General features: G+C 70.9%; 12 protein-coding genes. 5 read left to right on the top strand and 7 right to left on the bottom strand.

Annotated elements, in window-relative coordinates; all coding sequences use genetic code 11:
- Positions 1-215: 215 nt before the first annotated feature.
- Positions 216-1,019 (bottom strand): Rv2133c family protein, encoded by an 804-nt coding sequence (locus HFP15_RS04450; protein ID WP_168511711.1) that lies wholly within the window; start codon positions 1,017-1,019, stop codon positions 216-218.
- 6 nt (positions 1,020-1,025) lie between these two features.
- Entirely contained in the window at positions 1,026-1,601 is a 576-nt protein-coding gene (locus HFP15_RS04445) for an Rv2134c family protein (RefSeq protein ID WP_168511709.1), read from the bottom strand.
- Positions 1,602-1,710: 109 nt separating this feature from the next.
- On the opposite strand from HFP15_RS04445, the gene HFP15_RS04440 reads away from it, so the two are divergent.
- From HFP15_RS04440 to HFP15_RS04425, 4 genes are read left to right on the top strand one after another with little or no spacing between them, the layout of a single operon-like run.
- A complete protein-coding gene (locus tag HFP15_RS04440; RefSeq protein ID WP_168511707.1) occupies positions 1,711-3,624 on the top strand; it encodes a prolyl oligopeptidase family serine peptidase in 1,914 nt (637 codons plus the stop codon).
- On the top strand, positions 3,621-4,511 hold the full coding sequence (locus HFP15_RS04435) for a S66 peptidase family protein (protein WP_168511705.1): 891 nt from the start codon (positions 3,621-3,623) through the stop codon (positions 4,509-4,511). Before HFP15_RS04440 ends, HFP15_RS04435 begins: the two co-directional genes overlap by 4 nt.
- The gene (locus HFP15_RS04430; RefSeq protein WP_168511703.1) at positions 4,466-4,867 is read left to right on the top strand and encodes a TIGR03668 family PPOX class F420-dependent oxidoreductase; all 402 of its coding nucleotides are present in this window, start codon (positions 4,466-4,468) and stop codon (positions 4,865-4,867) included. Before HFP15_RS04435 ends, HFP15_RS04430 begins: the two co-directional genes overlap by 46 nt.
- 3 nt (positions 4,868-4,870) lie before the next feature.
- Positions 4,871-5,581 carry a class I SAM-dependent methyltransferase gene (locus tag HFP15_RS04425; protein WP_168511701.1) on the top strand — a complete coding sequence of 237 codons (711 nt, stop codon included), beginning with the start codon at positions 4,871-4,873 and terminating at the stop codon, positions 5,579-5,581.
- Here the strand turns inward: HFP15_RS04425 and HFP15_RS04420 are convergent.
- Complete coding sequence (locus HFP15_RS04420; protein ID WP_168511699.1) at positions 5,575-6,696, bottom strand: FAD-dependent oxidoreductase; 1,122 nt, start codon at positions 6,694-6,696, stop codon at positions 5,575-5,577. The two genes, HFP15_RS04425 and HFP15_RS04420, sit on opposite strands and share 7 nt — an antisense overlap.
- 79 nt (positions 6,697-6,775) lie before the next feature.
- Between HFP15_RS04420 and HFP15_RS04415 the strand changes: the two genes are divergently transcribed.
- Positions 6,776-7,447 (top strand): TetR/AcrR family transcriptional regulator, encoded by a 672-nt coding sequence (locus HFP15_RS04415; RefSeq protein WP_168511697.1) that lies wholly within the window; start codon positions 6,776-6,778, stop codon positions 7,445-7,447.
- A 19-nt stretch (positions 7,448-7,466) separates the two neighbouring features.
- Here the strand turns inward: HFP15_RS04415 and mptB are convergent, their stop codons facing one another.
- From mptB to HFP15_RS04395, 4 genes are all read right to left on the bottom strand, one after another.
- Positions 7,467-9,041: a polyprenol phosphomannose-dependent alpha 1,6 mannosyltransferase MptB gene (mptB, locus tag HFP15_RS04410; protein ID WP_168511695.1), complete on the bottom strand. Its 1,575-nt coding sequence runs from the start codon at positions 9,039-9,041 to the stop codon at positions 7,467-7,469.
- A gap of 69 nt (positions 9,042-9,110) precedes the next feature.
- Positions 9,111-10,724 (bottom strand): nickel ABC transporter ATP-binding protein NikE, encoded by a 1,614-nt coding sequence (gene nikE / locus HFP15_RS04405; protein ID WP_168511693.1) that lies wholly within the window; start codon positions 10,722-10,724, stop codon positions 9,111-9,113.
- Positions 10,721-11,677 (bottom strand): ABC transporter permease, encoded by a 957-nt coding sequence (locus tag HFP15_RS04400; RefSeq protein WP_168511690.1) that lies wholly within the window; start codon positions 11,675-11,677, stop codon positions 10,721-10,723. The genes nikE and HFP15_RS04400 overlap by 4 nt, the downstream gene beginning before the upstream one ends.
- Positions 11,674-12,687, bottom strand: a complete 1,014-nt coding sequence (locus HFP15_RS04395) for an ABC transporter permease (RefSeq protein WP_168511688.1) — start codon at positions 12,685-12,687, stop codon at positions 11,674-11,676. The genes HFP15_RS04400 and HFP15_RS04395 overlap by 4 nt, the downstream gene beginning before the upstream one ends.
- Positions 12,688-12,692 lie beyond the last annotated feature (5 nt).

The raw sequence follows: 12,692 nt of genomic DNA, 5'->3' as shown, positions 1-12,692 counted from the left end.
AGACACAGCGGATGCCGCAACGTCACGGGCCGGACACAGGTAATTCGAGTGAACGACGTCACCGGATTGGTCGTAGGCACTCCGGGAGAAGATCGGCGAGCGCGACCGGGCCGACAAGCGCCGAGCTGGACGTTGCCGGGATGGAGCTCACCGTGCAGCAGGCCTTCAGCGGCTTCTGCGCCACGCCGCCATTCGCGCTGCGGCGTCGACGGTCATCAGAACAGCGGCCAGGGGATGGCGCGCCAGTCGTCGCCGGGCTCGGGGAACACGCCCGAGGCCGCGAGTGCCTCGGCGCGTTCGGCGATCGCGCTGACCTCCAGGCCGGTCAGGTGCTCGGACAGCTCGTCGCCGAGCGGGCCGTAGATCTTCTCCGGCAGGGCGCGCAGCTTCTCGAGCGCTTCCTCCGGCAGCCGCTCGCCGATCCAGCCCCACAGCACGGTGCGCAGTTTGGGTTCGGCGTGCAGGCAGATGCCGTGATCGACGCCGTACACCCCACCGTCGGCGCCGGCGAGCACGTGCCCGCCCTTGCGGTCGGTGTTGTTCGCGATGATGTCCAGGACCGCCAGATCGCGGATACCGGGCGTGTCGGCATGGGTGAGCACCGCGGGCTCGCCGAGCCGGTCGTGCGCGTGCAGCACCACCCGCCAGCCCGGCGGGACCTCCTCCGGCGCGCGCACGTCGACGAGTTCCTCCTCGGAGGTCTCGACCCACAGCTGCACCATGCCCGAGCCGAACGGGCCGTCGCGCAGCACCGTGGGCGGGATGCTCCCGATACCCGAGCCCGCCGCCAACAAGTATGTGGCGACCTCGCGCCCGGCGAGCGTCCCGTCGGGGAAGTCCCACAGCGGGCGCTCACCCGAAACCGGCTTGTACACCGCGTTCGCGCTCAGCCCGTCCATTTCGACCGAGCAGAACAAGGTCACGTTGGAGGCGTCGACCAGACGGCCTTCGACCTCGAGCCGTCCGTGCGCGATGAGGTGCTTCGCTTCGGGATCGGCTGGGGTGAGGAGTTCGGCCACGTGCGCCTAATCCTCGGTGAGGTCGGACTCGCGGCGGTACCCGTTCTGCCGGGGGCAGATGTGGCCCGCCGGGTCGAGCGGCTCACCGCACAGCGGGCACGGCTTGCGCCCGGCGTTGACCACCCGGTCGGCGCGCTCGGCGAAGGCACGGGCGGCGGCCGGGCTGAGGAAGACGCGGACCGCGTCCGGGCCCTCCTCGGTGTCGTCGAGCACGACCGTCTCGTCGACCTCGCCCTCGGTGATGGCGAGCAGTTCGACGACGACCGCCTTGCTCTCGGCGTCCCAGCCGAGACCCATCGTGCCGACGCGGAACTCCTCCTCGACGGGCACCGTGAGCGGGTCGACGTCGACCAGTTCGTCGGGCACCGTCTCGGGCACGTCCGCGCCGAAGCGGTTCGCGACCTCTTCCAGCAACGAGCCGAGGCGCTCGGCGAGCACCGCGACCTGTTGCTTCTCGATGGTCACGCTGATGGTGCGGACATCCTCGGACGCCTGCAGATAAAACGTGCGGTCGCCAGGTTCCCCGACCGTCCCTGCGACGAACCGGTCGGGCTGGCGGAAGACGTGGATTACACGAGCCATGGCACCCCCGACCCTAAGCCACCGTTCCATGATCGGCACCCGCCGCCCCTCCGTTTGAGTCTAGTGGAGTGCGCCACAGCAGCGCCTTTTGCTGGACTACAGTGCCCCGGTGGCCGAAAAAGCACCGTATGGCAGCTGGATCTCGCCGATCGGCGCCGCCGACGTCGCGGCCGCCGGCGGGGGCGCACAGTGGCTCGACGTCGTGGACGGGCAGGCGTGGTGGGCGCAGGCCCGGCCGGCCGAGGGCGGACGGCTCGCGCTGGTGCGCGCCGACGGGCGGGAAATGCTTCCCGCGCCGTGGAACGCGCGCAACCGCGTGCACGAGTACGGCGGCAGGCCGTGGCTCGTCATCGGACGTTCGCTGTACTTCACGCACTGGGACGACCAGCGGGTTTACCTGCGGGACCTGGACAGTGGAACGATTTCGCCGATCACGCCGGAACCGGACAAGCCACAGGGAGTGCGCTACGGCGACCTCCGTCCCGGCCCGCGCGGTGAGGTGTGGGCGGTCCGGGAGACGAGCACGGGACCGCGGCGCACCGACATCCGCCGCGATCTCGTCGCGTTCGCGGAGGGCGAAATCCGTTCGCTCGCCGCGAGTCACCACTTCCTGACCGCACCACAGCTGTCCCCCGACGGCAGGCACGCGGCGTGGCTGGGCTGGAACCATCCGTCGATGCCCTGGGACGAGACGGAGCTGTGCGTCGCGGAGGTCACGGCCGACGGCGCGTTCGGCCCGCACCGGGTGCTCGCCGGCGGACCGGGAGTGTCGGTGTGTCAGCTCGAATGGGACTCGCCCGGCACGCTGCTCGTGGCGATGGACCCGGACGGCTGGTGGAACCTCTACCGCGTCACGCTCGACGGCCAGGCCGTCAACCTCGCCCCGGTCGACCAGGAGCTGGGCGGGGCGCTGTGGAAGATCGGCACCCGCTGGTTCGCGCCGCTCGGCGAGGGCAGGCACGCCGTCATCGCCTCCGGGCGGCTCGCCGTCCTCGACGAGAACGACGGCACACTCAGCCGTCTCGCACCTCGGGTCACGCAATGGCACACCACCTTCTGCGTGCACGACGGGGCGGTGTTCGGCATCGGGGCGGGACCGGAACAAGAAAGCGCTGTCTTGCGTGTCGACCCGCACACCGGTTCGGTGACCACGCTGGGCGAGATGCCGGCGGTGCCGCCTGCGGGCTACCTGCCGGTCCCGGTCGAACGTGTCTTCACCGGGCCGGACGGCGAGCGGATCCCGGCCTACGTCTACCCGCCTGCGAATCCCGGCTTCCGTGGCGAGCAGGGCGCACCGCCGCCGTACCTCGTGCACGTCCACGGCGGGCCCACCGGGCGCAACTACCCCGTCCTGGACTTGAGCTTCGCGTACTTCACCAGCCGCGGCATCGGGGTCGTCGCGGTCGACTACGGCGGCTCGACCGGCTACGGCCGCCGGTACCGCGAGCGGCTGCGCGAGAACTGGGGCGTCGTGGATGTGGCCGACTGCGTGACGGTGGCGCGGGCACTCGTGGCGGAAGGGACCGCGGACCCGGACCGGCTGGCGATCCGGGGCGGCAGCGCGGGCGGGTTCACCTCCGCGGCCGCGATGACCGGTCAACGCGTCTTCCGCGCCGGCACCGTCAAGTACCCGATCCTCGACCTCGCCGGCTGGACCGGCGACGGCGGCGAGACCCACGACTTCGAATCCCGCTATCTCGACGGACTCGTCGGGCCCCTACCGGAGACGCGGCAGCGCTACGCGGACCGCTCTCCGCTCTCGCACGCGAGCGAACTGGCCGGACCGGTGCTGTTCCTGCAGGGGCTGGACGACCAGATCTGCCCGCCCGAGCAGGCCGACCGGTTCGTGGAGGCATTGCGGGGCAAGGGGATCCCGTACGCCTACCTGACCTTCGAAGGCGAGCAGCACGGATTCCGCAAGGCGGAGACGATGATCGCGGCACTGGAAGCCGAACTGTCCTTCTACGGCCAGGTTTTCGGGTTCGCCACCCCCGGTGTGCCCACGCTGGACCTCAAGTCGTGACGGGTCCGGGAGACACCGTCGCACTCATCACGCCGGCCGGGCCGGTCGCGGCGGAGCGGATCGACGGGGCCGTCGCCGCGCTCGAAGCCTGGGGACTGACGGTGAAGCGGTTCACCGGAACACGTCACCCGGACATACCGTATCTGGCGGACACCGACGCCCGGCGTGCCGAGGACTTCGCGGCGGCGTGGCTCGATCCCGCGATCTCGGCGGTCATCTCCGCCCGGGGCGGGTATGGCACGCAGCGGATGCTCGACCTCGTGGACTGGTCCGCGCTGCGGCAGGCCGGGCCGAAGATCTTCACCGGCTCCAGCGACGTGACCGCGTTGCACGAGGCCATCGCCACGCATCTCGGGCTGCCGACGTTGTTCTCCCCCATGCCCGCAGGCACCTTCTGGGACGACGACGCGGCGGTGCGGATGCGGCAGGTGCTCTTCGGCGCGGACGTGACACTGACGGCGACTGAGGCACTGGTCCCGGGGACGGCGAGCGGGACGACGGTCGGCGGGAACCTGAGCCTGCTCACGGCCGGCGTCGGAGCGGCCGAGCACCGGCGTCCGGACGGCGGCATCGCGCTGCTCGAAGACATCGGCGAGGCGCCTTACCGCATCGACCGGATGCTCACCCAGTTGTTGCGCTCCGGCTGGTTCGACGGTGTGACCGGTGTTGTGCTCGGATCCTGGACCGACTGTGGCGACGTACGGCCGGTGCTGGTCGAGCGGCTCGCGCCGCTGGGGGTGCCGGTGCTGTGGGGCGTGCAGTTCGGGCATCGGCCCGGCGCGGCGACGATTCCGCTCGGTGTCGGGGCGACAATCGACGCGGCAAGCCTTAACGTGCGGGTATGCGGGATCCCCAGGCACGAGACCGGTTCGCGGCAGCACGGATAGCCCGGCTCGCGACGGCGGATGCCGGCGGTGTGCCGCATCTGGTGCCGGTCACGTTCGCGGTCACCGGCGACGAGATCGTGTTCGCGGTGGATCACAAACCCAAGCGCAGCACCGACCTGAAGCGGCTGCGCAACATCGCCGCCAACCCGGCGGTCACGTTCCTCGTCGACGCCTACGACGAGGACTGGACCCGGCTGTGGTGGGTCCGCGCGGACGGCCACGCCGCGATCCACAGCAGCTCCGACGACGCGGTGGCGAGCCTGTGCGAGAAGTACGCGCAGTACCGGCAGCGGCCACCGGAGGGCCCGGTCGTGCGGACGCGCGTTCACACGTGGCGGCACTGGTCGGCGAGCTGAGCCGTGGCCGACGACGCCTTCGGGCATCCCCGGCTCGCCGCGCTATACGACCTGCTCGAAGGTGACCGCGAGGACCTGGACGCCTACCTCACGCTCGCGACGGAGATCGGGGCTCGGCACGTACTGGACATCGGCTGCGGGACGGGCGCGTTCGCGCTACGGCTCGCCGCACGCGGGTTCGCCGTGACGGGTGCCGAACCGGCGCTCGCGTCGCTGGAGGTCGCGCGCGGCAAACGCGGCGCGGAGCGCGTGCGCTGGATTCACGGCGACGCCACCGCGCTGCCGCCGATGCGGGCGGACCTGGCCACGATGACCGCCAACGTCGCGCAGGCGATCGTCGAACCCGATGAGTGGCACGCGACGCTTCGCGGCATTCACGGCGCCCTGCGGCCCGGCGGGCTGCTGGCGTTCGAGACCCGCGACCCGAGGCGCCGCGCCTGGGAAGAGTGGAATCGCAACGCTTCCTACCGTGTCGTCCATGGGGTCGAGGTCTGGGTCGAGCTGCTCGATGTGCGTCTGCCTTTGGTGAGCTTCCGCTGGACCCACGTGTTCGAAGACGGCGAGGTGCTGACCTCCGACTCGACCTTGCGATTCCGGGACCGCGAGGAGATCGAAGCCGCCATCACCGAACACGGCTACTCCCTCGAAGACGTCCGAGATGCCTCCGACCGGCCGGGCAAGGAGTTCGTGTTCCTGGCGCGCAAGCCTTACTGAGGCTGTCCCGTGAACAGCCGGACCAGGCTGTGCGGAACGTCCGCCCCGAAGCAGATGTCGAAGTCCCGGGCGGCTTCGGCGGCCTCATCGGCGTTTCGTACGAACAGTTCCCGCTCGTACGCGGCGAGCGCGGCCTCGACGTCCCCGGGCCGCGCGGCGAGCGCCTTGCCGAGTTCCGCGCCGTCGAACATGGCCAGGTTCGCGCCTTCCCCGTTCGGCGGCGAGAGGTGCGCCGCGTCGCCGAGCAGGGTCACGCCCGGCACGCGGGCCCAGCGGTGCCCGATCGGCAGCGTATTGAGCGGACGCAGGACCGGCGCGGTTTCGCCGTCGGTGATCAATGCCGTCAACTCCGGAGCCCAGCCGTCGAACTCCTCGGCGATCCTGGCTGCTGCCGCGGCGGAATCGGTGAAATCGATCTCCGCGAACCACTCCTGTGGCTTGGACAGCGTGACGTAGGTGTGCAGGTTCCCGCCGCTCTCCCGGTGCGCCTGGATGCCCTTGCCCGGTGCGAGCGCGAGCATGGCCCCGTCGCCGACCACTTTCGCGGCCGCAGGGTGCCGCGTCCGGGCATCGAACAGGTAGGTCTCGACGAACGAGGTGCCGATGTACTCGGGCACCGCGCTGGAAACGAGCGGCCGGACGCGTGACCAGGCACCGTCCGCGCCGACCAGCAGGCTCGTCACGACGGTGCTGCCGTCGGCGAAGGTCACCTCGTGACGCCCCTCGCCGAGTACGCGGACGCCGCGGACCTTGCGTCCCCAGCAGACGGTCCCAGTCGGGAGCGATTCGAGCAGGATCCGGCGCAACTCGCCGCGCTGGACCTCGGGGCGGTTGCCCGTGCCGTCGTCGGCTTGATCGAACAGGACGGTCCCGTCCCGGTCGAGGACACGTGTCGCCTCACGGCCTTCCAGGATCAAGCCGCGGAACTCCTCCGTCAGGCCCGCCACGTCCAGCGCGATCCTGCCGTTGTGGTCGTGGATGTCGAGCAGCCCGCCCTGTGTGCGCGCCGCCGGCGAGTCCTCCGCCTCATAGACCGTGGCCGGGATCCCGTGCACGTGCAGGACACGGGCGAGCGTGAGGCCGCCGAGTCCGGCGCCGATGATCGTGACGTGCATGATGCCCCCTCCAAAACACTCTGGAATGTCGTTCCATAGCTAGTTTGGAATGGAATTCCAGTTGTGTCAAGATGGAGGCATGGCAACGCGGACGCGGCGCACGGACGCGCTCACCCGGGAACGCATCGTCGGGGCCGCCGTCGAACTTCTCGACACGGCCGGCGAGGGCGGGCTGACCTTCAAGGCACTCACCGAGCGCCTCGCCACCGGCGCCGGGGCGATTTACTGGCATGTGGCGAACAAGGACGAGCTGCTCGACGCCGCCACCGACGGCGCCGTCGCGGCCGCACTGGCCACCGAACCCGGCGGGCAGTCGCCACGAGAGGAGATCCGCGCCGTCGCGTTCGGCCTGTTCGACGCGATCGACGAGCATCCCTGGCTCGGCACCCAGCTCGCCCTGCAGTTCTCCCGCAACCCGTGGGGCACGGTCACGCCGCGGATCTTCGAAAGCATCGGCCGGCGGGTGCGCGCGCTCGGGGTCCCCGAGGCCGCCTGGTTCACCGCGACCTCGGCGCTGGTGCACTACATCCTCGGCGCCGCGGGCCAGAACGCCGCCAACGCCCGTGGCGCCGGAGCCGGCGTGGACCGGGCGGAGTTCCTCGACAACGCGTCGAAGGCGTGGGAGAAGCTCGGCCCCGACGACTACCCGTTCCTGCACGCCATCGCAGGCCAGCTGCGCGAACACGACGACCGCGAACAGTTCCTCGCCGGGCTCGACTTCGTCCTGACCGGCATCACCGCGTCGGTCTGACCGACGCGTCAGCGGACGCTCACGCCGCCGGGATCTGACCGCCCTCTTCCACCGGGGCGGGAGGACGCTGCCGCCGCCACGCGCCGATCAGGCCGAGCGGGTCCGGCCGCAGCAGCGAGGCCGCCGCGTACACGCCGATGGCGATGCTGATCACGACGAACCACCAGTCGTAGAGCGCCTGCTCGCCCGTCGGGTAGTACGCCATCACCAGGAACACCGCGACCCCGACCACCACGGCGAGATGCCGCCTGCGCCACGGGAACGCCGAGGCGACCACGAAGCCCCAGGTCAGGTACCACGGCAGGGTCGGCGGCGCGAGGATCGCGGTGGCCAGCAGCGCCATCGCCATCCGGAAGACCGCCTCGTTCCCGCCGAACCGGGACTTCCACCACTGCCGCGCGAGGAACACCGCCAGCGCACCCCACGCGAGCAGCCGGGCGACCGTGACGAACGGCGACTCCGGCACGGTGATCACCAGGTTCACCAGCGTGTGCACGGCCTGACCGATGCCGGTCGGGAAGTTCAGCCAGTTCGTGACCAGGGTCGGTGCCTGCAGGCCGGTGACCCAGCCGAGGTTGAACGACCCGAGCGAGACCCACGTGCCCAGCACGAACACGACGGCGAAGATGCCCACCGACAGCGCGCCGGCGCGCAGGAAGTTCCGGACGCGGTTCTCCCCCGGCAGGTGGTTGGCCCACACCCACACCAGGAACGGCAGCGCGACCGCGGCGGTGGGCTTGATCAGCATGCCGATGGTGACCAGCGCGATGCCCACCGCGTGCTTGCGTTCCAGCACCGCCAGCACGCCCAAGGTCAGGAAGCCCAGCATCAGGACGTCGTTGTGCGGCCCGCCGATCAGGTGGATCACCGTCATCGGGCTGGCCACCGCGAGCCACATGGTGATCGGCAGCTTGCCGCCGAGCCTGCGCACGAGCTTGGGCAAAGCCCACACCATCGCGCCGAGGCCGAGCAGCAGCACCAGCCGCATCACGATGACACCGGCGATCACGTTGTCCCCGGTCAGCGCGACGACGCCCTTGGCGACCAGAAGGAACAGCGGACCGTACGGAGCGGGCGTGGTCTGCCACACCGGGTGCACGTTCTGCACGATGTTGGGCAGGATCTCCAGTTCGGCGGGGCCGTGCGCGTACGGGTTGAGCCCGTGCAGCAACTGGGCGCCCTGACCGAGATAGGAGAAGACGTCGCGGGTGAACAGCGGCGGCGCGACCAGCAGCGGGCCCATCCAGCAGGCCGCCGCGATCAGGATCGGCCGGGTGCCGACGCGCCCGGCCAGCATGTACCGGCCCAGCCGCACCCAGGCCCACACGACCAGCGCGAACCCCGTGTAGAGGATCACGTTGGCCAGGATCTGCCCGTGCCCGTAGCGCACCCACGACAGCGGGCCGGTGCCGATCACCGGGTCACGGATCAGGATGCCGCCGGCGCCGAGCGCGCCGAGCAGCAGCAGGACGCTGCCGATCGTTCCCATCGAAATGGTGCGGTAGGGAAAACGGGACGGCTCGCGCGTGCGCGGCACGGAGGCATCGCCGAGTCCGGTGACGGCCTCGGGCGCGGGGTCAGTAGTGGTCGCCATTTCGCTTTGCGAGATTACACACCGCGCCTGAGCCGTTTCGCGGCGGCGGTTCATTTTCTTGACATCCCGTCAGCCCGCGCTGTAGTGAATTCCGCCGGGCAGGGCGTCGAGCAGGGCCTTGGTGTAGTCGTGGCGCGGGTTGAGCAGGACCTGCTCGACCGCGCCCACCTCGACCAGTTCGCCGCCGTACATCACGGCGACGCGGTCGGCGATGTTCCAGGCGAGGCCGAGATCGTGGGTGATCACCAGCCCGGCGAGCCCGAGTTCGCGGCGTAGCCGCAGCAGCAGCCCGAGGATCTCGCCGCGCACCGAGGCGTCCAGGGACGCGACGGGTTCATCGGCCACCAGCACGCTCGGCTGGAGCGCGAGCGCCCCGGCGATCACGACCCGCTGCCGCTGCCCACCGGAGAGTTCGTGCGGCCGGCGTGGGAAGAAGTGCCCCGCGGGGCGTAGTTCGGCGGCTTCGAGCGCGGCCGTGACGATCTCGCGTTCGTCGCCGGGCAGCCGGTGGATGCGCGGGCCCTCGGCGACCGCCTCGTACACCGTGTGCCGCGGGTTGAGCGCGCCGGCCGGGTCCTGCAGCACCAGCTGCACCTGGCGCCGGTAGGCCTTGAGATCACCCAGCGGCGCACCCTTGAACCGGACCTCACCCGACGTCGGCCTCTGCAGACCCAGCAGCGTGCGGGCCAGTGTCGTCTTGCCCGACCCGGACTGGCCGACCAGCGCGACGATCTCGTCCCGGCGCACATCGAGATCGACCCCGGCGACGGCCTCGATCTCGCCGAACCGGACGCGCAGATCGCGTGCCGACAGCAGCACCTCACCTTCGCGGGAGCCGGTGCGGCCGGGGTCCGGTGGCAGCGGCGTGCTCGTGGCCGGGGCGAACCGGGAGACCGGGTCGCCGACCGTCGGGAAGGCGGCGGCCAGTGCGCGTGTGTGGAAGTGTTCCGGCGAGGCCATCAGCTCGGCGCCCGGGCCCTGTTCGACGACCTCGCCTTGGTACATGATCGCGATGCGGGAGCAGGTCGCGGCGAGAACCGACAGGTCGTGGCTGATCATCACCAGGCCCAGTTCCCGCTCGGCCACCAGCCTGCGCAGCAGATCCAGCACCTGTGCCTGCACGATCACGTCGAGCGCGGTGGTCGGCTCGTCGGCGATGATCAGCCGCGGGCGGCATGCGAGCGCCATCGCGATCATGACGCGCTGCTTCTGCCCGCCGGAGAGCTCATGCGGATAGGCCCCGGCACGCGAGGGCGGCAGGCCGACCTGGGACAGCAGTTCGGCGACGCGCTCGCGAACGTCGGCCTCGCTGAGCGCTTCGGCAGCGTGCAGCCGGATCGGTTCGGCGATCTGCGCGCCGATACGGCGCACCGGGTTGAGCGCGTGCATCGCGCCCTGGAACACGACCGACGCCTCGGCCCAGCGCACCGCGCGCAGCCTGCCCCACCGCATCGCGCCCACGTCCTCGCCGTCGAGCAGGACCTCGCCCGAAACCCGTGCCGATTTCGGCAGCAGCCGCAGGACGCTCATCGCGACCGTGGATTTGCCCGAACCCGACTCTCCCGCCAGCCCCAGCGTCTCGCCGGGCGCCAGGGCCAGGTCCACGCCCCGCACGGCCTGCAGTTCGCCGCCGCCGGTGCGGTAGGTGACGCCGAGGTTCCGCAGTTCCAGCAACGGTTTCACGACCGCTCCCCGGTCTTTCGCGGGGCACCCGCACCCGATCGGTCCTTCGTGTCGCGCCCACGGGGTGCGGCGCCACCGGCCAGTCTCGGGTTCACCACGGCTTCCAGTGCGCGGCCGACGAGGGTGAAGCACAGCACGATCACCACGATCGCCAGCCCCGGCGGCAGCAGGTACCACCACGCTCCCCCGGTGACCGCGCCCGACCCCAGGGCCCGTTGCAGCATCGATCCCCACGACACCGTGTTCGGATCGCCGAGGCCGAGGAAGGCCAGCACCGACTCGGTGATGATCGAGTTGCCGACCACGAGCGTGGTGTTGGCCAGCACGAGCGGCAGCACACCGGGCAGCACGTGCTTGCCGACGACATGTGCGTGCCCGGCGCCCAGCGCCCGCGCGCGTTCGATGTAGGGCCTGCTCTCGATCGTCAGGGTCTGCGCCCGCACCAGCCGCGCCGTCGTGGGCCACGCGGTGACGCCGATGGCGAGTATGATCGTCGCGACGCCTTGCGGCAGGACCGCGGACAGCGCGATCGCGAGCACGAGCGAGGGCAGCACCAGGAAGAAGTCGGTGAACCGCAGCAGGATCGCGGCCACCCACCGTCCGAAGTGGCCCGCCGCGAGACCCACCACGGTGCCGATCAACACCGACAACGCCGTCGCGGCGAACCCGACCAGCAGCGATACCCGCGCGCCCCACAACGTCAGCAGCAGCACCGACCGACCGTCCACATCGGTCCCGAGCGGGAACTCCACACTCGGCGGCTGCAGCGGGCGCCCGGGCGCGTTCGTCACGTCGAGGGCGGCCTCGTCGGTGAGCACGGGCGCCAGCACGGCCAGCGCCACGATCAGCGCCAGCAGCCCGAGACCGGCCAGGCCGCCGCGGTTCGCGCTGAACTGGCGCCACACTCCGGCGGCGGCCGCGCGCCGCCGCTGCCACACGATCGACGCGGTCATGTCGTACGCACCCTCGGGTCGAGCAACCGGTACAGCACTTCGGCGAGCAGGTTCATCACGATCACCGATCCCGCCAGCACGACGAAGATTCCCTGCAGCAACGGCAGATCCGGCACGCGCAGCGCCTGGTAGGTCAGCAGACCGAGCCCCGGCCACGAGAACACCGTCTCCACCGTCACCGCGCCCGAGACGACCATCCCGAACTGGAGGAACACCAGCGTCACGGTCGGCAGCAGCGCGTTGGGCACGGCGTGGCGGCGGCGCACCAGATCATCGCGCAGCCCCTTGGCGCGGGCCGTGACGAGGTACTCGGCGTCCATTTCGGTCAGCAGCGACGACCGCATCACCAGCATGTACTGCGCGTAGAGCACGGCGAGCAGCGTGACGCACGGCAGCACCAGGTGGTAGGCGACGTCCAGCGCCTGCGGGAAGAACCCCGGCGCCGTGTCCGGCGAGCGCATCCCGCCGCTGGGGAAGAGCCCGTGCGTGGCGACGAGCAGCAGCAGGCCCAGCCAGAACTGCGGCACCGACCACAGCGTCAGCGCGATGCCCGTCTGCGCGCGGTCGAATGTGCTGCCGCGCCGCCACGCCGCGCGGGCGCCGAGCCAGACGCCGAGCGCGACGGCGAGCACGGTGGCCGTGCCGACGAGCAGCAGCGTGGGCCAGAACCGTTCCGCGATCAGGTCCGCCACCGGCCGGTTGTAGCCGTAGGACGTGCCGAGATCGCCGCGCAGCAGGTCCCCCAGGTAGTTCAGGAACTGCTGGATCAGCGGTTTGTCCACGCCGAGCCGTTCCCGCAACAGGGCCTGCTGGTCGGGACTGGTCGGCCGGTCCTTGGTCAGCGTCGCGACCGGATCGCCGGGGATCATCCGGAACAGCAGGAATCCGAGTGCGACGACGAGCAACAGGCTGACCGCGGCCCCGCCGAGCTTGCCGAGCAGGAAACGTGCCCTGCCCGACCCGCCCCGCCGCTCCCGGCCGAGGTCCGCGGCATTCAGTGTCTGCGTCACTGGGG

Source organism: Amycolatopsis acididurans (genome assembly GCF_012328925.1).
Classification (GTDB): Bacteria; Actinomycetota; Actinomycetes; order Mycobacteriales; family Pseudonocardiaceae; genus Amycolatopsis_E; species Amycolatopsis_E acididurans.
Note: the sequence above shows the minus strand (reverse complement) of the source record. Positions and strands in the feature narration are given on the sequence as shown.

Excerpts from the sequence above, each read along its gene's own strand:
- HFP15_RS04430 (WP_168511703.1), top strand. The coding sequence starts at position 4,466 with ATGCGGGATCCCCAGGCACGAGACCGGTTCGCGGCAGCACGGATAGCC.
- HFP15_RS04400 (WP_168511690.1), bottom strand. The coding sequence starts at position 11,677 with ATGACCGCGTCGATCGTGTGGCAGCGGCGGCGCGCGGCCGCCGCCGGA.
- HFP15_RS04420 (WP_168511699.1), bottom strand. The coding sequence starts at position 6,696 with ATGCACGTCACGATCATCGGCGCCGGACTCGGCGGCCTCACGCTCGCC.
- HFP15_RS04445 (WP_168511709.1), bottom strand. The coding sequence starts at position 1,601 with ATGGCTCGTGTAATCCACGTCTTCCGCCAGCCCGACCGGTTCGTCGCA.
- mptB (WP_168511695.1), bottom strand. The coding sequence starts at position 9,041 with ATGGCGACCACTACTGACCCCGCGCCCGAGGCCGTCACCGGACTCGGC.
- HFP15_RS04415 (WP_168511697.1), top strand. The coding sequence starts at position 6,776 with ATGGCAACGCGGACGCGGCGCACGGACGCGCTCACCCGGGAACGCATC.